Here is a 22,415-nt window from a genome sequence, read left to right on the forward strand (position 1 = left end):
GGTCGCCGGGGCTCTCCCCGGCGGGCACCAGCCCGCGGCCGGGCTTGAGCCCCACCAAGCCGCAGGCCGACGCCGGGATGCGGATGGAGCCGCCGCCGTCGGAGCCCGGCGCAAACGGCAGCAGCCCCGCCGCCACGGCCGCCGCGCTGCCGCCGGAGGAACCGCCGGAGCTGCGGCTCAAGGAATACGGATTACGGGAGGGCGGGGCGATCCGGTTCTCGCTGTACGCGGTCAGCCCAAACTCCGGAACCTGCGTCTTGCCGAGGGACACGACGCCCGCGCCCTTCAACGCCGCGGCCAGTGCACCGTCCTCCAGCGCCGGCCGGGCCTCCAGCGCCGCGCTGCCGTGGCTGGTGGGGACCCCTGAGACGTCGGTCAGGTCCTTGAACGCGACCGGCATGCCGTGCAGCGGCGGCAGCGAGTCCACGGCGCCGGCCTTGGAGGCCCGGTGGAACGCCGCGTCGGCGTCGTCGGCGTCCCTGGCGGCCTGCTCCTCCGTGACGGTGATGAAGGCGCCCAGCCGCGGATTCTGCTCCCCGATCCGGGCGAGAAAATGCGCCGCTGCCTCGCGGGCTGACAGCGCGCCGGCGCGGAGGGCGTCCCGCAGCGCCACGGCGGACAGTTCGTGGATCTCAGCCAAGGTTCGCTGCCATCGGTCTCCCTACGTCGTCCCAGAAGCGTAACCTGACGCGCCGGACGCGGGAGGGCGCGGGGCTGGCGATACGCTGGAGGCACACCTGGTACTGCGGAGAGGACTGCCATGAGTGACATCGATACCGTGACCGTTTCCGACATCCCCGAGTCGGCGAAGATACTGGACGTCCGCGAAGACTACGAATGGGCCGCCGGCCACGCCGAGCGCGCGCTGCACATCCCGCTCGACCAGCTGCCCGGCCGCATCGACGAGCTGGACCCGGACGAGGACCTCTACGTCATCTGCCGAACCGGCGGCCGATCCTTCCGCGCCGCCCAGTGGCTGGTGGGCCAGGGCTACTCGGCCCTGAACGTCGCCGGCGGCATGGACCAGTGGCTGGAGACCGGCCTGCCGCTGGTGTCCGACAACGGCCTCAAGCCCGTCATCCTCTAACCCCAAGGGACCCCATGCCTGCCGCACCGCTCACGTACACGTTCCTGGGACCGGAGGGAACCTTCACCGAGGCGGCCCTGCTGCAGGTTCCCGGCGCCGCGGAGGCCATCCGCATCCCGGCGTCGAACGTCAACACCGCCCTGGACAAGGTCCGTGCCGGCGAGGCGGACGCGGCCATGGTGCCGATCGAGAACTCGGTGGAGGGCGGCGTGACCGCCACCCTGGATGCCATCGCTACCGGCCCCGAACTGCGGATCCTCCGCGAGGCGCTGGTACCGATCACCTTCGTGCTGGTCGCCCGGCCGGGGGTGCGGCTCGAAGACGTCCGCCGGGTCTCCACCCACGGCCATGCCTGGGCGCAGTGCCGGCTCTGGGTGGATGCTCATATTCCCCATGCGGAATACATCCCGGGGTCCTCGACGGCGGCCGCCGCCATGGGACTGCTCGACGGCGCCCCCTACGACGCCGCCATCTGCGCGCCGATCGTCGCGGCGGAACAGCCCGGCCTGCAGGTCCTGGCGGAGAACATTGGCGACAACCCCGGTGCCGTCACCCGGTTCGTGCTGGTGGGACGTCCCGGTGAGCTGCCGGCGGCCACCGGTTCGGATAAGACCACCGTGGTGGTGCCGCTCCCGGAGGACCGGCCCGGCGCGCTGATGGAGATCCTGGACCAGTTCGCCACCCGCGGGGTCAACCTGAGCCGGATCGAGTCCCGCCCCACCGGGCAGTATCTGGGGCACTACTTCTTCAGTATTGACGCTGACGGCCACCTCCTCGACGCCCGGGTGGCCGACGCCCTCGCCGGACTGCACCGGATCAGCCCGGCCACCCGGTTCCTCGGCTCCTACGGCCGCGCGGACGGCCAGCGCACCGAGGTCCAGCCGCACACCTCGGACCAGGCGTTCCACGCGGCGCATGCCTGGGTGGAGGCCCTCCGGTCCGGCACCGGCCCGGATTCCGACGGGTTAACCCTGCCCGCCGGATAGCGCTCCCGGCATTCGCCCAAAGCGTAGACAAATGCCCCATCCTGCACTTTCGCCCCTCGTAAACGGGCGTATGCTGGCGGGAACCAAACCGGGATAGACCTCGACTGGAGGGAGCAGGGCATGTCAACGACGAGCAATGACAACGATGGCCAGGGGATGATCGTCAATCCCAAGCCGACGGCGGAAAACCAGGACTGGGACGGTGACGACGCAGACCGCGCGGACCGCCTGCGCTTCGAAGAGGAGCAGGCCATGATCCGCGAACAGAGCGAGGCGCGCGCCGCCAAGGCCGCCGAGGACGCGAAGAAGGCCGAAGAGGCCGGCAAGGAAGCCAGCTAGGCTAGACGGCTTCGTCTTCCCGGACCCGCACCAGCAGGGACCGGGGGGCGATCTGGACGGTGACCTTCGTGGCCTCGCCCGAGGGGTCACCGTCCACCTGCGTCGGCATCGGCTCGGCGCAGGTGATGACAACCTTGCCCGAGCGGTAGTAGGTCATCACGGGCAGGTTCCGCTTGTGCTTGAGCACGATCTTCCAATACATCGCCAGCCAGCCGATCGCGCTGCGCGGGCTCATCACCACCACGTCCAGCATCCCGTCGTCGATCATTGCCTGCGGAATGAAGTCGATGCCACCGGGAATCAGCCCGCAGTTGGCGAACAGGACGCTGCGGATCTTGCGTGACTGCTCCGGCTCGTCGTCCAGGGAGATGGACACCCGCTTCCGCCGGCCCGGCAGGTGCCGCACCCCGGCCTCGGTGTAGGCCAGCCAGCCCACCGCCTTCTTCAGGCCGTCGCTGGTGTCGCTAACTACCTCTGCGTCCATCCCGATCCCGGCGATCACCAGGAAGGCGTGCTCCGACGACTGGCCGGTGACGCCGTTGGCCACCGTCATCCGGGCGGTGTCGATGAAGCGCTGGTGACCGAAGAGGGCGGTCTCCACGCAGGAATGCAGGTTCCCGATGTCCAGGTGGATGTTGCGGGCCAACAGGTTTCCGGTGCCCAGCGGCAGCAGCCCCATGGCGATGTCCGAGTGGGCCAGGACGTCGGCGACCACCCGCACGGTGCCGTCCCCGCCGCCCACCAGGACGACGTCGGCGCCGGATGCGACGGCGGCCCGCGCCTGCGAGAAGCCGGGATCCTCCGCCGTGGTCTCGAAGAAGAGCGGGGCCTCCCAGCCGGCCGCCAGGCACGCCCCTTCCACCAGGGCACGCGCCTCGGCCGCGCGGGCCTTGATGGGGTTCAGCACCACCGCGACCTTCTGCCGCTCCAGGCCCGGATGGTGGGTCTCCTCCCAGACGGCGCTGCGCGTGTGTTTGGCCTTGAGTCGGCGCACGCCCCACCAGCTGGAGACGGCAAAGGCCAGGGCTCCAGCGATGACGAGGTAGAGCAGCCAGTCGCGCATGGTGCTCCAACACTAACCCGGGCCCGCCCCGCGGCCGGACTGCCCGGCGTCCCCGTGCGGATTCGATACTCTTGTCTGGTGATCGAAGTAAAAGACCTCAGCGAAAATCCGGACAAGTTCCGCGCCAGCCAGCGCGCCCGCGGCGCCGACGAATCCGTGGTGGACGCGATCATCGCCGCGGACGCGTCCCGGCGGGCGGCCCTGATCCGCTACGAGAACCTCCGCGCCGAGCAGAACGCCTTCGGCAAGAAGGTGGCGCAGGCCAAGGGCGAGGAGAAGCAGGCCCTGCTGGCCGAGGTCAAGGTCCTTGCCGCGTCGGTCAAGGAAGCGTCCGCCGAGGCCGACGCCGCCCAGACCGCCCAGGAGGAGCTGCTGCGCGGCATTCCCAACCTGGTCGAGGACGGCGTCCCGGAGGGCGGCGAGGACGACTACGTCGTAGTCAAGACCGTCGGCACCCCGCGCGAGTTCCCCGATTTCGAGCCGAAGGACCACCTGGAAATCGGTGAGCTGATCGGCGCCATCGACATGGAACGCGGCGCCAAGGTCTCCGGCTCCCGCTTCTACTTCCTCCGCGGCGTCGGCGCCCGGCTCGAGATGGCGCTGCTGCAGATGGCCATGGAACAGGCCATCGACGCCGGCTTCGTCCCGATGATCACCCCCACCCTGGTCCGTCCCGAGACCATGCAGGGCACTGGCTTCGACGTCAAGCACGACGCCGAGATCTACCGCCTCGCCGAGGACGACCTCTACCTGGTGGGCACCTCCGAGGTGGCCCTCGCCGGCTACCACGCGGACGAGATCCTGGACCTCTCCGCTGGCCCCATACGCTATGCCGGCCAGAGCTCCTGCTACCGCCGCGAGGCCGGCTCGCACGGCAAAGACACCCGCGGCATCATCCGCGTGCACCAGTTCAACAAGGTGGAGATGTTCATCTACACCACGGTCGAGGAAGCCGCCGCAGAGCACGCCCGGCTGCTGGCCTGGGAAGAGGAAATGCTGGCCAAGTGCGAGCTTCCCTACCGCGTGATAGACACCGCCGCGGGCGACCTCGGAACCTCCGCGGCGCGGAAGTTCGACTGCGAGGCGTGGGTCCCCACCCAGGGCGCCTACCGCGAGCTGACCTCCACCTCCAACTGCACCACCTTCCAGGCGCGCCGGCTCAACATCCGCGAACGCGTGATCACCGAGGACGGCACCCCCAAGGGCACCCGCGCGGTCGCCACGCTCAACGGCACCCTCGCCACCACCCGCTGGATCGTGGCCATCCTGGAACACCACCAGAACCCGGACGGCTCGGTCAACGTGCCGGCCGCGCTGCAGAAGTACCTGGGCGGGATGACCGTCCTGCCCGTCCTCTGACCATTCGCTCCAGCCCCCCGCCAGCCTCCCGCCGTCGGCCCCGCCATCCAGCCACCCAAGTGTTCACGGGCGCTTCATTTCGTGCTGTGGCGCGCGTCCTAGCTGGTTGTCGGGGGTGTCTGCTCTACTTGTTGGATGACTACATTGACTGAAACCTCAGTCGCTGGCAACGACGACCAGCGCAACGCCAACGACAAAATGATGATCGCCCTCGACGTCGACGGAACCCTCGTCGACCACGACGGCCACATGTCCGTTCCCGTCCGGGAAGCCGCGCAGGCCGTGGTGGCCGCGGGGCATGAGGTGATGATCGCGACCGGCCGCTCCCTCGGCGCCACGCTGCCCATCATCGAGCACATCGGCATCGAGACCGGCTACGCCGTCTGCTCCAACGGCGGCGTCACCCTCCGCGTCGACTCCGGACTCGCCGACGGCTACGAGGTGCTGCACAGGGCCACCTTCGATCCCGGACCCGCGCTGCGGGCACTCCGGAAGCGGCTGCCCTCCGCCAAGTACGCGCTCGAGGACGCCGACGGCAACTTCCTCTCCACCGAGCGCTTCCAGGACGCCAGCTTCGGCGTCGAGGCCATCGGCGTGGACTTCCAGACCATGCTGGAGGCCACCGCCGTGCGCGTCGTGGTGTTCAGCTCGGAGAACACCCCGGAGGAATTCAACGCCGCGATCCGGCACGTCGGGCTCGCCGGTGTCACCTACTCGGTGGGCTGGACCGCCTGGCTGGACATCGCCGCGGCCGGCGTCACCAAGGCCAGCGCGCTGGAGCAGCTCCGCGGCCGGCTGAGCATCGGGGCGCACCGCACCGTGGCGGTCGGCGACGGACGGAACGACATCGAGATGCTGACCTGGGCCCGGCGCGGGGTGGCCATGGGCCAGGCTCCCGCCGAAGTCATTGCCGCCGCGGACGAGGTCACCCACTCGGTGTTCGAGGACGGCGCGGCCCACGTGCTGCGCAGTCTGCTCTAGCGCACCTCGAGGATCAGGGACAGCAACCGGGCGGCCGCAGGCCGTGCGGCGTGCTCCTCGTTCCACTGGGCCCGCGCCACTGCCTTGCTCACCGCCTGCGTGGTGATGCCGAGCTCCTCGGCCACGGCCTTCTGCTGGCCCCGGACGCCGGGAGTCAGCAGGTCCAGGACCCGCCACTCCGCCGCGCTGCGGTCGTGCACAATCTGGCCCAGCAGGCGCAGCACCGCTTCCGCCTCCGCGGCCAGCTCGGCCAGGGGGCCCTCGACGGCCACCGGGATCCGTTCCTTGCCGTTGCGCAGCCGGTCCACGGCCCGCCGGGCGTAGACCAGCCCGTGGCCGGAGGCGTCCTTGATCTGGTTGGGCAGCGGCTCATTCACGGGTCCGACGCCGATCCCGACGTACCAAGCGCCGGTGCGCAGGGCGATCAGCGCCGCGTCCACAGCCTGTCGCGGGCAATCCACGATGCCCTGGACCTCATCCTCGACGGACCGGTCGAAATCGAGGCGCGCCGGAATATGCCGCAGGTCCTTGAGGAGCTGCGGCACGCGGTCGCCGTCGTGACGGCTGTCGGTCTGATTGATCGTCAGGGTGAACATTCTGGATGCCACACTACCCGGTGGCCGTGCCGCCGCAAACGGACGACGTCGGCCGTCATCCGGCGTCTATCCGGCGGCCACGAGGGCGTCCAGGCCGCCCGTTGGCACGTGGATCCAGCCCTCGGTCCGTGCCGCCGCGGCGTGGGCTTCATCCGGCCCGACGGTTGCCCCCACCGCCACGGCCCGGGCCGTGAGGGCGGCGATCACGGCGTCGAACAGGTCATCGGACCCGGCCAGCCGTTCCTCGTTTCCGGCAAGGTCAAGCCACGGCGCGGCATCGCGCAGCGCGGCCAGCAGCCCGCCCAGCCGCTCCGCCTCGGGCGCGCCCCGGCCCTTGTACCCGCGGGCCAGGAGCCCCCAGGTCTTCAGCGACCCCGCCGGGTACACCTCGGCCAGCCGGCCGCTGCCATCCCGCGGCTGCAGCCCGTGCTCCCGGGCAATCTTGGCCTGGATCACCGCGCAGCGCATCGCCGGGTGCGCCAGCCGGTCCGCGGAGACACTCAACGGGATCAATCCGGTCAGTCCGGTGGTGAACCGGTCCGTCTCCCGGTACGCGAGCAGCCGGCGGCCCTCGATGCCGTCATAGTCCAGCACCGGGTGCGGCTCCCCGGCCAGGTGCGCGGCGATGAAGGGCAGGAAGGCGTCGGGCCAGCCCACCGGGCAGTCGATGCCCGTCATGGCGCAGCCGCCGAAGAGCCGAACGATGTCGGCGTCGTCAACGTCGAGGGCCAGGTGCACCAGCCGGGCGGATCCGCCGTCCCACTCGAGGATGGCGGCCGCGGTCTTCTTGGTCGCCGCGGCGAGGTCCACCCCGAGGGTCCGCACGGCTTAGACCGCCCGGTAGCGGAGCGCGCCGGGGATCCCGCCGTCGGCGTCGAGCCCTTCACCGGAGGCGAAGCGGGCCCAGAGCGACCGCATCGCCTTGCCCGGGACGTTGACGTCCTCCCAGCTGGCGCCCGCGAGCAGGCCCACCCCGGCCCAGGTCTGCTCGTCGCCAAAGAGCAGCGGCAGGTCCACGGTGTGGGCGGCGCCGTAGATGTTGCCCGGGGCGTGCCAGGAGAGCAGGTAGCGGTGCGCGCGGCCGCCCGCGCGGACGTGGCGGCGGGCGAACTTCCGGGACGCCCGGCCGTAGACGGCCTCCGTGACCGCCCAGTTGATGGCCTTGACGACGGCGTTCCCCAGCACCGGGACCCGGCCGATCCGGCCCACGATGCGGTTGCGCGGCAGGAACATCCGCGCCTCCTCCGTGGTGTGCCCGATCAGGACCTCGATCCCGGGGGCGGTGGCGTCCCAGGCCTGCTCGATGGCGGCCTCGGGCGGCAGCGGTTCGTGGCCGTACTGGGTGCCGAACGGCATGGCGGAGGCCAGCCCGAACTTCCGGGCCGCCCGCGCCACCCGGGCCTCGGCGGCCACGACATCCAGTGCCGGGGTGTCCTCGGTGACGTGTTGGGCCGCGGCCCCCATTGCGGCGCTCATCTTGTCGCGTCCGCGGGTGATGCCCAGCGGGGCGCTCTGGATGATGGCGCGGCGGAACAGCGACGGCGCCTCCGGCACGGCCATCAGGTGGGCTACGGCATCCCCGCCCGCGGACTGGCCGAAGGCGGTCACGTTCTCCGGGTCGCCCCCGAACGCGGCGATGTTGCGGCGGACCCAGCGGAAGGCCTCCAGCTGGTCCAGCAGCCCCAGGTTCGCCGGGCGGCCGTCGCCGGCGGCGAGGTAGCCGAAGAGGCCAAGCCGGTAGGTGACCGAGACGACGATTACCCGGTTCTCCGCCACCAGGGCTTTGGGGTCGAAGATGGCCAGGTCGCCCGAGCCGGAGGTGTAGGAGCCGCCGTGCAGCCACACCATCACCGGGACTTTTTCTCCCGGCCCGAGGCCCGCCGGGATGGTGATGGAGAGTCGCTGGCAGTCCTCGCTGCCGGGCAGTTCGCCGTACCGGGTGCCCAGGATGTCGTCCAGGAACGGCACCGGGGCCTGCGGGCACGCAGGGGAGAGGGCGGTCGCGGCGAAGGGCGCGGTCCACTCCGGGGCCGGTGCCGGCGGCTGGAACCGGGCGGCCGTGGCGTAGGGAATGCCGGTGGCGCGCAGCACCTCGCCGTCGTGCCAGCCGGTCACGGGGCCGCAGGGCGGGTTAAACGCGGGCTCGGTGGTCATGAACCAACGATTTCACATCTTCCTGATTCGCGGCTGGCAGTGTCCGCCGCTGATCAAGGCTCGGCCGTTAAACGCCGGAGGCCACCCGGCGCCGCCGCCCCAGATGGGCGGTCGGCGCGGGTGGCCCCGGCAGGAGAAAACTGAAAGCAGTGTCGTTTACCGACGCGGCCTTAGTGAGCGTGCGGAACGAAGCGCTTGATTGAGGCTTCCAGCTCGGCTTCGGCGGCGGCGCGGTCGCCCCAGCCCTCGGCCTTGACCCACTTGCCCGGCTCCAGGTCCTTGTAACGGGTGAAGAAGTGCTCGATTTCCTTGATCAGGAACTCGCTGACGTCGCTGATCTCGTTGATGTGGTCGAAGCGGGCGTCGGCCGGCACGCAGAGGACCTTGGCGTCCCCGCCGCCGTCGTCGGTCATGTTGAACACGCCAATCGGGCGGGCCTCGACAATCACGCCGGGGTGCAGGTCGAAGTCCTGCAGCAGGACCAGGGCGTCCAACGGGTCGCCGTCCTCGCCCAGGGTGTTCTCGAAGAAACCGTAGTGCGTCGGGTACTGCATGGAGGTGAACAGGACGCGGTCCAGGCGGACGCGGCCGGTCTCGTGGTCGACTTCGTACTTGACGCGCGATCCCTTGGGGATCTCGATGGTCACGTCATGCTTCATGGAATGCTCCTCGACGGATGTAAGGGGGTGCGCGGCACGGGCTGGCGCCCCAAAAAGGCCACCCGGTACCGCCGACTATTATTGAGGATATAGCGACAGGCCCTGGTTTCAGGAACTAGTGGGGACATTTCGGAACTAAGGACCATCAGCACCATGACACGCACAACCAGCCCGCGCGGGCAGGATTCCCGGGCTGACGGGTGGCGCCGGAGCGTTCCGGCCGTGCTGCTGGGGCTGCTGGTCATCGCGCTCCTGATCCCCGCCGGCTTCGCCCTTGGCCCCGGATTCGCCGGCCCTTCCCGCCCCCCGGCAGTGCCCGCCGCGGGCCCGTGGCAGCTCCCGCCGTCGGCCCTCACCGCCGTCCCCGGCGCGGTTAAACCGCTCGACGACGCCGCCCCCGTCCCGAACGCGGCCACCCTCGCGGGCCGGCTCAACACCACCCTGAAGACCGACGGCGGCGGCACCTTCACCGGGATGGTGCAGGACGCCGTCACTGGCGAGGTCCTCTTCGACCGGGCGGGCGACGAGGGCCGCGCGCCGGCGTCGAACATCAAACTGCTCACCGCGGCCGCGGCCTTCCGCACCCTCGGCCCGGACCGCCGCTTCACCACCCGGGTGATTGCCGGCGCCACCCCCGGCACCGTGGTCCTCACCGGCGGCGGGGACGTGCTGCTGGGCGCCGGGGATTCCGCCCCGGACGCGGTGCTGGGCCACGCCGGCCTGGCGACCCTGGCCAAGTCCACCGTCACGGCCCTCCGGCAGGCAGGTGTGACCGGTCCGGTCACCGTGCAGCTGGACGATTCACTCTTCACCGGCCCGTCCCTAAGCCCCGCCTGGAGCCCGGATGACGTGGCCGCCGGCGAGGTGGCGCCGCTGTTCCCGCTGGCATTGAACGGGGCCCGGTTCGCGCCCGGCAGCACCGCAGGGGCCCGGCCCCAGGACGCGGCCATGACCGCCGCCGAGGCCTTCGCCGCCCGGCTCGGCGAGGCTGGCATCACCGTGGCACCCGGCGTCGTGCGCGCGAAGGCGCCCACGCGGGACGTGGGCAGCAATGGCCAGGGAGGCAGTGATCCGGCAGAGAAGGGCGACGGCGGCGCGTCCGACGGATCGTCAGATGGTTCGTCCGAAGCGGCGGATGCCGGCCCTCGCGCCGGGGCGGTGCTGGCCGAGGCCGAATCCGCGACCGTCGGCGAACAGGTGGACCTGCTGCTGCGCACCTCGGACAACTACCTCGCCGAGGTCATGGGCCGGATGGTGGCACTGGCCAGTGGGCAGCCGGGCAGCGGCGAAGGCGCCATCGCCGCCGTCTTGAAGCAGCTGCAGGAACTCAAGATCCCCACCGACACCCTGCACGCCGCGGACCTGGCCGGGCTCACCCTGGAGAACCGGGTCACCGCCCGGCAGCTCACGGAGCTGGTCCGGGCCATGACCAACGGCCCCGACACCCGGCTGCGCTCCGCCCTGGCCGGCTTCCCGGTGGCCGGTCTGACCGGCACGCTCGGCAGCCGGTACACGGACGCCACCACCGCCGCCGGCGCGGGCCTGGTCCGGGCCAAGACCGGAACGCTGAACTCCGTGATCGCCCTGAGCGGCTACGTGGTGGACGCCGACGGCCGGCTCCTGGTCTTCTCCTTCATCGGCAATGGCCTGACCCCGGGGGCGGCCGGCAACAAGGAGGCCCTGGACCGGACCGCCTCCACCCTCGCGGCCTGCGGCTGCCGCTGAGCCAGCCCCCGTTACTGACCCAGCCCGCCACACGTCTCCGTCCTCGGCCACCCGACCCGCCACTTCGACGGTTCCCCGCCGATTCGATGCTGCCGGCCGTGGAACCGGCAGGGAACCGTCGAAACGGGCCCGGTCCGGGGCGGAGTCCTGTGCGGCGGCCCGGGCCCTGTGATCTGATGGGGACTATGGAGACCCCCTCGCGCGCCGGATCAGCAGAGACGTCAGCCCAGGCCCAGGCCCTGGTGAATTGGGAGCTTGCGGCGTCCACTGCCGCGCGGCTCACGCCGGCCGGTCCCACGCTAGGGGCCAAGGAAATCGGAGCCGCGGTGGAGAACCTCCGCCTGATGGCCGACCTCTCCGTCCCGCACGTCCACGACATCACCGGCCTGGAGGCCGCCCGGGACCTGCGCGACTCCTCCGTCCTGGTGGTGGACCGCGCCTCCTGGGCCAAGGCCAACACCCAGAGCTTCGCCGTCATGCTGCAGCCCGCCATCGAGAAGATGCTGGAGGGCCGCCGCGGCAGCATCGGCCCCGGCAGCGCGAGCGTCGGCGGCGCCATCACCGGCAGCCAGCTCGGCGCCATCCTGGCCTTCCTCTCCAGCAAGGTCCTCGGCCAGTACGACCCGTTCTCCGCCCTGGCCCCCGGCTCTACCGCCCCGGCCGCCGGCCGCCTGCTGCTGGTGGCGCCGAACATCATCTCGGTGGAACGGGAACTGAACGTCGCACCCGAAGACTTCCGGCTCTGGGTCTGCCTGCACGAGCAGACCCACAGGGTCCAGTTCGCCGCCGCACCCTGGTTGAGGCACCACATGCTGGACCAGATCGAGGGCCTCAGCGGGCACCTGCTGGGCAACGTCGACTCGATCATGGAACGCGCAGCCGCGGCAGCCAGGTCGCTCAAGGACCGGTCCGCTCCCGGGGCCGCCCCCGGCCGCGGCGCCATCCTGGACCTGCTGCAGGACCCGGAGGAGAAGGCCGCGATCTCGCACCTGACCGCCGTGATGAGCCTGCTCGAGGGCCACGCCAACGTGGTCATGGATGCCGTGGACGCCAGCATCGTGCCGTCCGTGAAGACCATCCGGCAGCGCTTCAACGCCCGCGGCAAGGACCGTGGCGCGGTGGAGAAGTTCATCCGCAGCCTGCTCGGCCTGGACGCCAAGATGCGCCAGTACAGCGACGGCTCCAAGTTCGTCCGCGAGGTGGTGGATACCGTCGGCATGGCCGGGTTCAACCGGGTCTGGGAATCCGCGGACCACCTGCCCACCGAACCCGAAATCCACGACTCCAAGCTCTGGGTCGAACGGATGGGCCTCTAAGCGGCATGCCCCCCACGAACCAACCCGCCACCGCGGACGCCCACGACTACACCAGCGGGCCCGCCAGCGGACACGTAGCCCGTCCCGCCGGCCGGCGCCGGCCAGGCCGCCTCTCGCCAGTGCTGGGCAAGGCGCGGAAGCTGCTCGAGACCGCCCTCGCCGACGCCGGCTACCCCGAACGCGTCCTCGTCGCCTGCAGCGGCGGTCCCGACTCCCTGGCGCTCGCCGCCGCCGCGGCGTACTTCGCCCGCCGCGGCCACGTGGACGGCCACCCGATCAGCGTCGGCGCCGTCGTCGTCGACCACCAGCTGCAGCCCGGCTCCGCCGAGGTCGCCCGGACCGCCGCCGCGGCGCTGCGGGAGCTGGGACTCGCTCCCGTGGAGATCCGGACCGTCACGGTCGCCGCAACCGGGATGGGGCCCGAGGCGGCCGCCCGGGAAGCCCGGCACGCCGCCCTGGACGCGGCGGCTGACGACGCCGGGGCGCAGGCCATCCTGCTCGGCCACACCCTGGACGACCAGGCCGAACAGGTCCTGCTTGGCCTGGCCCGCGGCTCCGGCACCCGCTCCCTGGCCGGCATGCGGCCGGCCCGCGGGCGGCTTCTCCGGCCGTTCCTCGGCCTGCGGCGGGCCGAGACGCTGGAAATCTGTGCGGCCGAAGACCTGGATCCCTGGCACGACCCGAGCAATGCCGACCCCGCCTTCGCCCGTTCCCGCACCCGGGTGGAGGTCCTGCCGATGCTGGAGGAGAAACTGGGCCCCGGCGTCGCCGAGTCCCTGGCCCGCACCGCCGCCATCCTGCAGGCCGACGCCGACTACCTGGACTCCGTGGCGAACGACACGTACCTCACGCTGAAGACCTACGACGGCGGGGACCTCGGCCTGCCCGAGGACGAGCTCCGCGCCCTGCCGGCCGCGCTCAGGTTTCGGGTGATCGCGAAGGCCGCGGCCGAGGTCGGTGGCCAGCAGCCCAGCCACCAGCGCCTGCTCGCCGCCGAGGACCTGCTGCGGCGCCGGGGATCGGCCGGTCCCGTGCAGCTGCCCGGCGGCGTCAGCGTCTACCGGCTCTCGCTCGCCCAGCTGCAGGCGGCCGCCGGGGAGGCGTCCGGTCAGCCGTCCGACCAGGCGCCCGGCCACCCCGCGGAGGGCGGCCCGGCCACCGGCGGCGTTCCCCGCGAGGCGGCCCGCTGTGGGAAGCTAGTATTCCGGCCTCACAAACGGCCCCAAGATTAGTCGCACCCGCATCTACACAGGAGCCATTGGTGGATTCAAACGACGTCCAGGCGGACCTTAAGCACGTTCTCTACTCCAAGGAACAGATCCAGTCCCGCATCACCGAACTCGCCGCAGAGATCGACCGGGACTACGAGGGCCGCGAGCTGCTGATCGTCGGCGTGCTCAAGGGCGCCGTGATGGTCATGGCCGACCTCGCCCGCGCGCTGCACAGCCACGTCTCCATGGACTGGATGGCCGTTTCCTCCTACGGCTCCGGCACCCAGTCCTCCGGCGTCGTCCGGATCCTCAAGGACCTGGACACGGACCTGATGGGCAAGGACGTCCTGATCGTCGAGGACATCATCGACTCCGGCCTGACCCTGTCCTGGCTCAAGACCAACTTGGAATCCCGCGGCACCGCGTCGGTGGAAATCTGCACCGCCTTCCGCAAGCCCACCGCGGCCAAGGTCCAGATCGACGTCAAGTACGTCGGCTACGACATCCCGAACGAATTCGTCGTCGGCTACGGCCTGGACTACGCAGAGAAGTACCGCAACCTGGACTTCGTGGGCACCCTCGCCCCGCACGTCTACGAGTAAGTCCGCCGCGCCGCCGCCGGCGCCCACGGGACCCGGCGGCCGGGCCGGACCCCGCCCTCCGCTACGCCCATAGGGAACTTTTGATCCCGACCGTGCGTGAGGTACAGCGACGGTGTATAGCTAGACTGACGCAGCACCACACGCGCGCCCATGGGACGCCGTGCAGCACTACCAGGAGGGACGGGGCCAGCCCCCGATCAGATGAAAGCTAAGAGTTTCTTCAAGGGCCCCGGCATCTGGATTGTCGTCGTCATCGGCATGCTCCTGCTGGCCTTTGCCACCCTCGCCCCGGGCGGGTCGAGCCGCATCGACACGGACAAGGGCCTGGCGCTCCTGACCGACGGCGGCAAGGTTGAACAGGCCAAGATTTTCGACGCCGAGAACCGCGTGGACCTGGTCCTGAAGGACAACCTGCAGATTGACGGCCAGGACAAGGGCAAGAACGTCCAGTTCTACTTCGTCAACGCCCGCGCTGCCGACGTCGTCAAGGCCGTCACGGACTCCAAGCCGCCGAGCGGCTTCACCGACCAGCCGGTCGAGAGCAACTGGTTCTCCGGCCTGTTCTCCCTGCTGGTGCCGGTCCTGCTGCTGGGTGTGCTCTTCTGGTTCCTGCTCTCCCGGATGCAGGGCGGCGGCTCCAAGGTCATGCAGTTCGGCAAGTCCAAGGCCAAGATGGTCAACAAGGACATGCCGCAGGTGACCTTCAGCGACGTCGCCGGTGCCGACGAGGCCGTCGAGGAGCTCCAGGAAATAAAGGAATTTCTCCAGGAACCGGCCAAGTTCCAGGCCGTAGGCGCCAAGATCCCCAAGGGCGTGCTGCTCTACGGCCCTCCCGGCACCGGAAAGACGCTGCTGGCCCGCGCCGTCGCCGGCGAGGCCGGCGTCCCCTTCTTCTCCATCTCCGGCTCGGACTTTGTTGAAATGTTCGTCGGCGTCGGCGCTTCCCGCGTCCGCGACCTCTTCGAGCAGGCCAAGGCCAACTCCCCGGCGATCATCTTCGTCGACGAGATCGACGCCGTGGGCCGTCACCGCGGCGCCGGCATCGGCGGCGGCAACGACGAACGCGAGCAGACCCTCAACCAGCTCCTGGTGGAGATGGACGGCTTCGACGTCAAGACCAACGTCATCCTGATCGCCGCCACCAACCGGCCCGACGTGCTGGACCCGGCGCTGCTGCGCCCCGGCCGCTTCGACCGGCAGATCTCCGTGGAGGCCCCGGACCTGATCGGTCGCGACCAGATCCTCAAAGTTCACGCCAAGGGCAAGCCGATGGCTCCCGGCGTCGACCTCAAGGCCGTGGCCAAGAAGACCCCCGGCTACACGGGTGCCGACTTGGCCAACGTGCTCAACGAGGCCGCGCTGCTCACCGCGCGCTCCAACGCGAACCTGATCGACGACCGTGCCCTTGACGAGGCGATCGACCGCGTCATGGCCGGCCCGCAGAAGCGCAGCCGCGTCATGAAGGAACACGAGCGCAAGGTCACCGCCTACCACGAAGGCGGCCACGCCCTCGTCGCCGCGGCCTTGCGGAACTCGGCCCCGGTCACCAAGATCACCATCCTGCCCCGCGGTCGGGCCCTCGGCTACACCATGGTGGTGCCGGAGAACGACAAGTACTCCGTGACCCGCAACGAGCTCCTGGACCAGATGGCATACGCCATGGGCGGACGCGTCGCCGAGGAACTGGTCTTCCACGACCCGTCCACCGGCGCCTCGAACGACATCGAGAAGGCCACCGGCATCGCCCGGAAGATGGTCACCGAGTACGGCATGAGTGAGCGCGTCGGCGCGGTCCGCCTCGGCCAGGGCGGCGGCGAGCCGTTCCTGGGCCGCGACGCCGGGCACGAGCGCAACTACTCGGACCAGATCGCCTACGTCGTTGACGAGGAAGTCCGGCGCCTGATCGAGAACGCCCACGACGAGGCGTACGAGATCCTCACCGCCAACCGCGACGTCCTGGACCAGCTGGCCCTCGAACTGCTCGAGCGCGAGACCCTGAACCAGAACGAGATCGCCCAGGTCTTCGCGGACATCCGCAAGCGCGACTTCCGCGAGATCTGGCTCTCCAAGGAGACCCGGCCCATCCACGACGTCGGCCCGGTGGAGTCCCGCCAGGAGAAGGCCGAACGGGAGGCGCAGGAGGAAGCCACCAAGGCCCGCCTGGAGGAACCGCTGGACACCCAGCCGCCGCACGCCCAGGGCGTCCCCGGCCAGGAGCCCTTCCAGGGCGGGACCACGGATCTGGGGCCTGACGGCCTTCCCGGCTAGGCTTTTGCTGTGACTTCTTACTTCGACGACGACGACGTTTCGGCCGCCGCCGATCCCTTCCGCCCGGAGAGTTCCGTGGCGGCGGGGGCCGACGGCGGCACCGCCACCCTGGTGGACCGGCCCCGGATCGAGGCGGCCGTGCGCGAAATCCTGCTCGCCATCGGCGAAGACCCGGACCGCGGCGGCCTGCTGGACACCCCCAAGAGGGTGGCCAAGGCGTACGCGGAGATGTTCGCCGGCCTGCACCACGACCCGGCTGAAATCCTCGCCACCACCTTCGACCTGGACCACGAGGAACTGGTCCTGGTCAAGGACATCCCGTTCTACTCCACCTGCGAACACCACCTGGTGCCGTTCCACGGCGTCGCGCACGTCGGGTACATCCCTTCGCACGACGGCAAGGTCACGGGCCTGAGCAAGCTGGCCCGGCTGGTGGATCTCTTCGCCCGCCGCCCGCAGGTGCAGGAACGGCTCACCACCCAAATCGTCGAGGCGCTCACCACCCACCTCAAGCCCCGCGGCGCGATCGTCGTCGTCGAATGCGAGCACCTGTGCATGTCGATGCGCGGCATCCGTAAACCCGGCGCGAAGACCGTCACCAGCGCGGTCCGTGGGCAACTGCATGACCCGGCCACCCGCGCCGAAGCCATGAGCCTCATCCTCGGAAGGTAAGAAAGACACACTATGGACTCCCTCGCCGCAGCCCCCGGAACCGGGCCTGCCACCTCGCCGCTGCCCGTGCTGCGGAAGCCGAGGCCGGCAGCCGCCTTCAAGGACCTGCCCACGAACCGCACCCTGGTCATGGGAATCCTCAACGTCACCCCCGACTCGTTCAGCGACGGCGGCCGCCACGCCACCCCGGAACAGGCCATCTCCGCCGGGCTGCGGATGTACTACGCCGGCGCGGACATCATCGACGTCGGCGGCGAGTCCACCCGCCCCGGCGCCGCCGAGGTCACCCCGGACGAGGAACAGCGCCGCGTGCTGCCCGTGATCGAGGCGCTGGTGAAGGCCGGCGCTTTGGTGAGCATCGACACCACCCACGCCGCCACGGCCGAGGCGGCCCTGGCCGCTGGCGCCGCCGTCATCAACGACGTCTCCGGGCTGACCATCGAACCGGAGATGGTGGAACTCGTGGCCCGCCGCAAGGTGCCCTACGTCCTCACACACCGCCGCGGGGACGCCCGCACCATGGACTCCCTGACCGACTACCGGGACGTCGCCGCCGAGGTGGCGGCCGAGCTGGCCGGCGTCCGCGACAAGCTGGTCGCCGCCGGCGCCGCGCCGGAGCAGATCATCGTGGACCCGGGACTGGGCTTCGCCAAGAACGAGGCACAGAACTGGGAGCTCCTGCAGCACTTGGACGTTCTGCAGGCGATGGGCCACAAGGTGCTGGTGGCCGCGTCCCGGAAGCGTTTTTTGGGCAGCCTCCTGACGGTCGCCGGCAAGGCCGCCGCCCCCGAGGACCGCGACGCCGCCACCGCCGCCATCACCGCGATCAGCGCCTTCCGGCGCGCCTGGGCCGTCCGGGTCCACGACGTCGGGCCGAACCTCGACGCGGTCAAGGCCGCCGCCCGGATGACCACGTCCGGCAACAGCTAGGCCGGCGGAACCATGGACCGGATCACGCTCAGCGGCGTCACCGCCGTCGGGCACCACGGCGTGTTCGACTTCGAACGGCGCGAGGGGCAGCCCTTCGTCGTCGACGCCGTCCTGCACCTGGACTTCACCGCCGCCGCCGAGAGCGACGACGTGCTGGACACGGCGCATTACGGTGAGGTGGCCGAATGCATCCGTGGCTGGGTCACCGGTGCGCCGGTGAACCTGATCGAGGCCCTGGCCGTCCGGATCGCCGAGGACCTGCTGGAACGCTTCCCGGTCACCGCCGTGGACATCACCGTGCACAAGCCCAAGGCCCCGATTCAGGTCCACTTCGGCGACGTTGCCGTCAGTGTGCACCGGGAACGCCCATGAGCTCCGCCGCGCACGCCCCGGCTACGCCGGAACCCGCCACGTACGCCCGCGCCGTCCTGGCGCTCGGCAGCAACCTCGGCGCCCGGAATGACACCCTCTCCGCCGCCGTCGCCGACCTCGTTGACCCGCCGGAGGTGCGGCTGCTGGCCATCTCGCCGATCGTGCAGACCAAGGCCGTGGGCGGCCCGCCCAACCAACCGGACTTCCTGAACATGGTGATCGCCGTCGAGACCTCCCTGTCCCCGCGCCAGCTCCTGGACCACTGCCACGCCGTGGAACGGAAGCACCACCGGGTCCGGGAGGTCCACTGGGGCCCCCGCACCCTGGACGTGGACATCGTCACCTACGGCGAGCTGGTCAGCGGCGACCCGGTCCTGACGCTGCCGCACCCGCGCGCGGCCGAGCGGGCCTTCGTGCTGTACCCGTGGTCCCTGATCGACCCCGCGGCGGAACTGGGCGGCGAACGCGTCGCCGATCTCGCCGTCCGGGCTGCCGATTTCCGGGACCTGGCCCCCTTCGACGGCTTCGAGGAACTCAACGGCGCCAACGGCCCGGCGGTGTCGCCATGAAGCTGACCAACCCGCTGGTGCTACTGGTGATCGGCGTCGGCCTGGCCGCCGCCGGCTGGGCCGCGACCCTGCTGGCGGCCCGCTACAGCCTGGCCACCCCGGTGCTGCCGCTGACCGGCCTGATCACCATGGGCGTGATCGTGGTCCTTACCCTGGTGCTGGGCATCCGGGTGCTGCGCTGGCGCAACGGCAAGAAGAAGCAGCTGCTGAACCCCATCCTGGCCGCCTGGACCCTGGTTCTCGCCCAGGCCTGCGCGTACACCGGCGCCATGCTGCTCGGCTGGCATGCCGGGATCTTCATGGACCAGCTCCGGCTCTGGAATGTCCGCAGCGGCCAGGCCATCACCTGGCAGATTGCGGCCATGGCTGGCGGCGGCCTGGTGATGATCGTGGTGGGGCTGATGGTGGAGCGGTTCTGCCGCATCCCGCCGGAGGACGGCGACGCAGGCAAGCCCCCGGGGGTGGCCGGGAAGCGCGGAAAACCGGAAGCCGAAGGCGAATATGCCTACCGAGGCGATTGATCCGCCGGGCATCTCCTGGCTGCGGGTCTCGCCGCGCTACCTGACGGCCCGCCTGCTGGGCTGGGGCGCCGAGACCGTGCTCGTCACCGCCGCCCTGGCCTTGCCGCTGGCTCTGGTGTTCGCCGGAGCGTGGCGGTGGCCGCCGCTGTGGTTCGCCGTCGCGCTGCCGTCCGCCTACCTGCTGCTGGCCCTCTGGCGGCTGGTGCTGATTCCGCGCCAGGTCCGCGCCGTCGGCTACGCCGAACGCCTCGATGATTTGCTGATCCGCCGCGGCATCCTCTTCCAGCGCACCTTGGTGGTTCCCTACGGCCGGATGCAGTACGTGGACATCGCGGCCGGACCCGTGGAGCGGGCGCTGGGGCTCTGCACGCTGAAACTCCACACCGCCTCCGCCGGGACCAGCGCCGTGATCCCGGGCCTGCCCGCCGCGGAGGGCGCCCGGCTCCGGGAGCAGCTGACCGCCCGCGGCGAGGCCCGGCTGGCCGGACTGTGAACGGCGGCACCGACAACTGGCAGCGGGTGCACCCCGCCTCGCCGTTTGTCCGCGGCTGGCTGGCACTCGCGGCGTTGTTCTTCTTCTTCGGCCGCGACGCCGCCGAACGGCTGCTGCGCGGCGGCCCGGTCTTCGACGAGCGCTTCGCGGGCCGCGCGCCCTGGCTGCTGCTGGGCGGCGGCACCATGCTGCTGCTGGTGGTGTCCGGCTTCGTCCTGAGCTGGTACTCCACCCGCTATCAGGTGGCAGGCGGCTTCGTCCGGGTTACCACCGGCGTTCTGGTCAAGCAGCACAGGCAGGCGCGGCTGGACCGGGTCCAGGCGATCGACGTCGTCCAGCCGCTGCTGGCCCGCATCTTCGGCCTCGCAGAGTTGCGCTTCGAGGTGGCCGACGCCGGGCAGTCGGCGGTGCATCTGGCCTACCTGCGCGTCGCGGAGGCCCGCCGGCTGCGCGCCGCCATCCTTGACGCCGCCGTTCGCGAGGCCGCCCTGCGGGGCGCTGCGCGACAGGCCGCCGCGGTACCCGTCGCCCAGGGACATGATGCACAGCCCGATGCACAGCTCGCTGCGCGACCTGCGGCGCCGCCCGGACCGGCCGCGCCCGCGGACCCGCCCGAACGGCCGGTGCTGGCCGTCCCGCCCCGACGCCTGGCCGGTTCACTGCTGCTCAGCGAGCAGGCCGTGGTCCTGCTGCTGGGTGCCGCTGCGTCAGTGCTGTTCTCCGCTTTCACGGAGAACCGGAGCTTCTCCTTCTACCTGGTCCCCGCCGGGCTCGGCATCCTGGCCGGCTTCTGGACCTCCTTCAGCAAGGGTTACAACTTCACCGCGGCTGCCTCCCGGGCCGGAATCCGGCTGCAGTACGGGCTGCTGGACACCCTCGCCCAGACGCTCCCGCCGGGCAGGATCCAGGCCCTGCGGATCAGCCAGCCGCCGCTCTGGCGGCCGCTGGGCTGGTACCGCATCCAGGTCAACGTCGCCGGCTACGGGACGCCCGGCCAGGACAGCCAACGATCCGCCCGGACCACCCTGCTGCCGGTCGGCACCCTGCAGGACGTGACCGCGCTGCTGGACCTGGTGCTGCCCGATGGGGCCGCGCGGCCGGGCTCCGATCAATCCTTCGCCGCGGAAGCCGAGGGCGCTGACGCCCACGCCGTCCTCGCCGCCGGGCTGAGCGGGCTGGCGCCCGCAGCCCGCATCCAGGCCCGGCGGGACCCCGCCCACACCATCGGAGATACCGACGGCGGCTTCACCACCACCCCGCGCCGCGCCCGGCTGCTCGCGCCGCTGGGATGGCGTCGCAATGGCTTCGCCGTGACCGGCAGTGCGCTGCTGATCCGCACCGGCCGCTGGTGGCGGCACCTGACCGTGGTGCCGCACGGACGCACCCAGTCCATCGCCCTGCACCAGGGACCCGTGGCTCGGCGCTTCGGCGTCGTGGACCTGGTCCTGCACACCACCTCCGGACCGGTGGCCCCCCGGGTGATCCAGGCGGGCATGGCCGAAGGCCGCGCCCTGCTCCTGGCCCAGGCTGCACGCCTGAGCCCCAATCCCCAGCCGGCGGGGAACACCGCCGAAGATCCACAGGAAGGCCCACAGCATGGCTAAGCCAGGACGCCTCGGCGTCGGAATCATCGGCGCCGGAAAGGTCGGAGCCGTCCTCGGCGCGGCCCTGCGCGCCGCCGAACACGCCGTCGTCGGCGTCTCCGCCGTCTCCGAGGCCAGCCGTGAACGGGCGGACACGCTCCTGCCCGGCGTGCCGGTCCTGGAGATCCAGGACATCGTCGAACGCGCCGAACTGGTGCTGCTGGCCGTCCCGGATGACGCCCTCGGCCCGCTGGTGGACGGGCTCGCGAAACTCGGCGCCTGGCAGCCGGGGCAGCTGGTGGCCCACACCTCCGGGCGCTTCGGCGTCGGCATCCTGCATCCGGTCCGTGCCGCCGGCGCCGTGCCGCTGGCCCTGCACCCGGCCATGACCTTCACCGGGATGAGCCTTGACCTGACCCGCCTGCTGGACTGCACCTTCGGCGTGACCGCGGACCCGGCCATGCTGCCCATCGCCCAGGCCCTGGTGGTGGAGATGGGGGCCGAGCCCGTCGCAATCGCCGAGGGGGACCGGCCGCTGTACCACGCCGCCCTGGCCCACGGCTCGAACCACCTGGTCACCCTGGTGGCACAGGCCGCGGAAATGCTGCGCGAGGTTGGCGTCGAGGAACCCGGCCGCATGCTGGGCCCGCTGCTGCGCGCCAGCCTGGAGAATGCCCTCGCCTCCGGCGAGTCGGCGCTGACCGGACCGGTGGCCCGCGGGGACGCCGGCACCGTCGCCGCGCACGCGGAGGCGCTGCGGGACCTCGACGGCGGCTCCGGCGGGGATATTCTGGAGGCTTACCTGGCCATGGCGCGGGCGACGGCCCGCCGCGCGGGCAGCCGCGGGCTGCTCAGGCCGGACCAAATCGACGGCATCCGCCAGGCGCTCGACGGCGCCGCACCGGACTGACCGTTTCCTGAGGAAGGAC

General features: G+C 71.0%; 24 protein-coding genes. 18 read left to right on the forward strand and 6 right to left on the reverse strand.

Going from position 1 to position 22,415, the window contains the following annotated elements; translation table 11 throughout:
* A partial coding sequence (locus AB0305_RS15915; protein ID WP_366173371.1) for an amidase occupies nucleotides 1-640 on the reverse strand: 640 nt, incomplete at its 3' end.
* Between the two features lie 120 nt (nucleotides 641-760).
* Between AB0305_RS15915 and AB0305_RS15920 the strand changes: the two genes are divergently transcribed.
* From AB0305_RS15920 to AB0305_RS15930, 3 genes are all read left to right on the forward strand, one after another.
* The gene (locus tag AB0305_RS15920; protein ID WP_290257031.1) at nucleotides 761-1,087 is read left to right on the forward strand and encodes a rhodanese-like domain-containing protein; all 327 of its coding nucleotides are present in this window, start codon (nucleotides 761-763) and stop codon (nucleotides 1,085-1,087) included.
* Nucleotides 1,088-1,101: 14 nt separating this feature from the next.
* Entirely contained in the window at nucleotides 1,102-2,073 is a 972-nt protein-coding gene (pheA, locus tag AB0305_RS15925; RefSeq protein ID WP_364135871.1) for a prephenate dehydratase, read from the forward strand.
* A 120-nt stretch (nucleotides 2,074-2,193) separates the two neighbouring features.
* On the forward strand, nucleotides 2,194-2,412 hold the full coding sequence (locus AB0305_RS15930) for a hypothetical protein (RefSeq protein WP_290257029.1): 219 nt from the start codon (nucleotides 2,194-2,196) through the stop codon (nucleotides 2,410-2,412).
* Between the two features lies 1 nt (nucleotide 2,413).
* On the opposite strand, the gene AB0305_RS15935 is transcribed toward AB0305_RS15930, so the two are convergent.
* Nucleotides 2,414-3,475, reverse strand: coding sequence for a diacylglycerol kinase family protein (locus tag AB0305_RS15935; RefSeq protein WP_364135874.1), 1,062 nt, complete (start codon nucleotides 3,473-3,475; stop codon nucleotides 2,414-2,416).
* 78 nt (nucleotides 3,476-3,553) lie between these two features.
* Between AB0305_RS15935 and serS the strand changes: the two genes are divergently transcribed.
* Nucleotides 3,554-4,834, forward strand: a complete 1,281-nt coding sequence (gene serS / locus AB0305_RS15940; RefSeq protein ID WP_364135877.1) for a serine--tRNA ligase — start codon at nucleotides 3,554-3,556, stop codon at nucleotides 4,832-4,834.
* 135 nt (nucleotides 4,835-4,969) lie between these two features.
* On the forward strand, nucleotides 4,970-5,815 hold the full coding sequence (locus tag AB0305_RS15945) for an HAD family hydrolase (RefSeq protein ID WP_290257026.1): 846 nt from the start codon (nucleotides 4,970-4,972) through the stop codon (nucleotides 5,813-5,815).
* Here the strand turns inward: AB0305_RS15945 and AB0305_RS15950 are convergent.
* The 4 genes from AB0305_RS15950 to AB0305_RS15965 form a co-directional block, all read right to left on the reverse strand.
* The gene (locus AB0305_RS15950; protein WP_290257025.1) at nucleotides 5,812-6,411 is read right to left on the reverse strand and encodes a hypothetical protein; all 600 of its coding nucleotides are present in this window, start codon (nucleotides 6,409-6,411) and stop codon (nucleotides 5,812-5,814) included. The genes AB0305_RS15945 and AB0305_RS15950 overlap by 4 nt on opposite strands.
* A 66-nt stretch (nucleotides 6,412-6,477) precedes the next feature.
* Nucleotides 6,478-7,236, reverse strand: coding sequence for a DUF429 domain-containing protein (locus AB0305_RS15955; protein ID WP_364135882.1), 759 nt, complete (start codon nucleotides 7,234-7,236; stop codon nucleotides 6,478-6,480).
* A 3-nt stretch (nucleotides 7,237-7,239) separates the two neighbouring features.
* Nucleotides 7,240-8,565 carry a carboxylesterase family protein gene (locus AB0305_RS15960; protein WP_364135885.1) on the reverse strand — a complete coding sequence of 442 codons (1,326 nt, stop codon included), beginning with the start codon at nucleotides 8,563-8,565 and terminating at the stop codon, nucleotides 7,240-7,242.
* Nucleotides 8,566-8,735: 170 nt separating this feature from the next.
* On the reverse strand, nucleotides 8,736-9,224 hold the full coding sequence (locus AB0305_RS15965) for an inorganic diphosphatase (RefSeq protein WP_290257022.1): 489 nt from the start codon (nucleotides 9,222-9,224) through the stop codon (nucleotides 8,736-8,738).
* A gap of 153 nt (nucleotides 9,225-9,377) precedes the next feature.
* On the opposite strand from AB0305_RS15965, the gene dacB reads away from it, so the two are divergent.
* The 13 genes from dacB (at nucleotide 9,378) to AB0305_RS16030 (ending at nucleotide 22,396) form a co-directional block, all read left to right on the forward strand.
* Nucleotides 9,378-10,949 (forward strand): D-alanyl-D-alanine carboxypeptidase/D-alanyl-D-alanine-endopeptidase, encoded by a 1,572-nt coding sequence (dacB, locus tag AB0305_RS15970; RefSeq protein ID WP_364135889.1) that lies wholly within the window; start codon nucleotides 9,378-9,380, stop codon nucleotides 10,947-10,949.
* A gap of 185 nt (nucleotides 10,950-11,134) precedes the next feature.
* Nucleotides 11,135-12,265, forward strand: a complete 1,131-nt coding sequence (locus AB0305_RS15975) for a zinc-dependent metalloprotease (protein WP_364135893.1) — start codon at nucleotides 11,135-11,137, stop codon at nucleotides 12,263-12,265.
* A gap of 140 nt (nucleotides 12,266-12,405) precedes the next feature.
* A complete protein-coding gene (tilS, locus tag AB0305_RS15980) occupies nucleotides 12,406-13,497 on the forward strand; it encodes a tRNA lysidine(34) synthetase TilS (RefSeq protein WP_364136671.1) in 1,092 nt (363 codons plus the stop codon).
* A gap of 29 nt (nucleotides 13,498-13,526) precedes the next feature.
* Nucleotides 13,527-14,078, forward strand: a complete 552-nt coding sequence (gene hpt, locus AB0305_RS15985) for a hypoxanthine phosphoribosyltransferase (protein ID WP_290257019.1) — start codon at nucleotides 13,527-13,529, stop codon at nucleotides 14,076-14,078.
* A gap of 201 nt (nucleotides 14,079-14,279) precedes the next feature.
* Nucleotides 14,280-16,346 (forward strand): ATP-dependent zinc metalloprotease FtsH, encoded by a 2,067-nt coding sequence (gene ftsH, locus AB0305_RS15990; RefSeq protein WP_364135896.1) that lies wholly within the window; start codon nucleotides 14,280-14,282, stop codon nucleotides 16,344-16,346.
* 111 nt (nucleotides 16,347-16,457) lie between these two features.
* A complete protein-coding gene (gene folE / locus AB0305_RS15995; RefSeq protein ID WP_364136673.1) occupies nucleotides 16,458-17,018 on the forward strand; it encodes a GTP cyclohydrolase I FolE in 561 nt (186 codons plus the stop codon).
* A gap of 12 nt (nucleotides 17,019-17,030) precedes the next feature.
* Entirely contained in the window at nucleotides 17,031-17,948 is a 918-nt protein-coding gene (gene folP / locus AB0305_RS16000; protein WP_364135899.1) for a dihydropteroate synthase, read from the forward strand.
* A gap of 12 nt (nucleotides 17,949-17,960) precedes the next feature.
* Entirely contained in the window at nucleotides 17,961-18,320 is a 360-nt protein-coding gene (folB, locus tag AB0305_RS16005; RefSeq protein WP_364135902.1) for a dihydroneopterin aldolase, read from the forward strand.
* A complete protein-coding gene (folK, locus tag AB0305_RS16010) occupies nucleotides 18,317-18,889 on the forward strand; it encodes a 2-amino-4-hydroxy-6-hydroxymethyldihydropteridine diphosphokinase (protein WP_364135905.1) in 573 nt (190 codons plus the stop codon). Before folB ends, folK begins: the two co-directional genes overlap by 4 nt.
* Nucleotides 18,886-19,410: a DUF3180 domain-containing protein gene (locus AB0305_RS16015; RefSeq protein WP_364135908.1), complete on the forward strand. Its 525-nt coding sequence runs from the start codon at nucleotides 18,886-18,888 to the stop codon at nucleotides 19,408-19,410. Before folK ends, AB0305_RS16015 begins: the two co-directional genes overlap by 4 nt.
* Nucleotides 19,391-19,903: a PH domain-containing protein gene (locus AB0305_RS16020; RefSeq protein ID WP_364135911.1), complete on the forward strand. Its 513-nt coding sequence runs from the start codon at nucleotides 19,391-19,393 to the stop codon at nucleotides 19,901-19,903. The genes AB0305_RS16015 and AB0305_RS16020 overlap by 20 nt, the downstream gene beginning before the upstream one ends.
* Entirely contained in the window at nucleotides 19,900-21,507 is a 1,608-nt protein-coding gene (locus AB0305_RS16025; protein WP_364135913.1) for a PH domain-containing protein, read from the forward strand. Before AB0305_RS16020 ends, AB0305_RS16025 begins: the two co-directional genes overlap by 4 nt.
* A complete protein-coding gene (locus AB0305_RS16030) occupies nucleotides 21,500-22,396 on the forward strand; it encodes a DUF2520 domain-containing protein (protein WP_364135915.1) in 897 nt (298 codons plus the stop codon). Before AB0305_RS16025 ends, AB0305_RS16030 begins: the two co-directional genes overlap by 8 nt.
* Nucleotides 22,397-22,415 lie beyond the last annotated feature (19 nt).

Source organism: Arthrobacter sp. NPDC080086, from assembly GCF_040702285.1.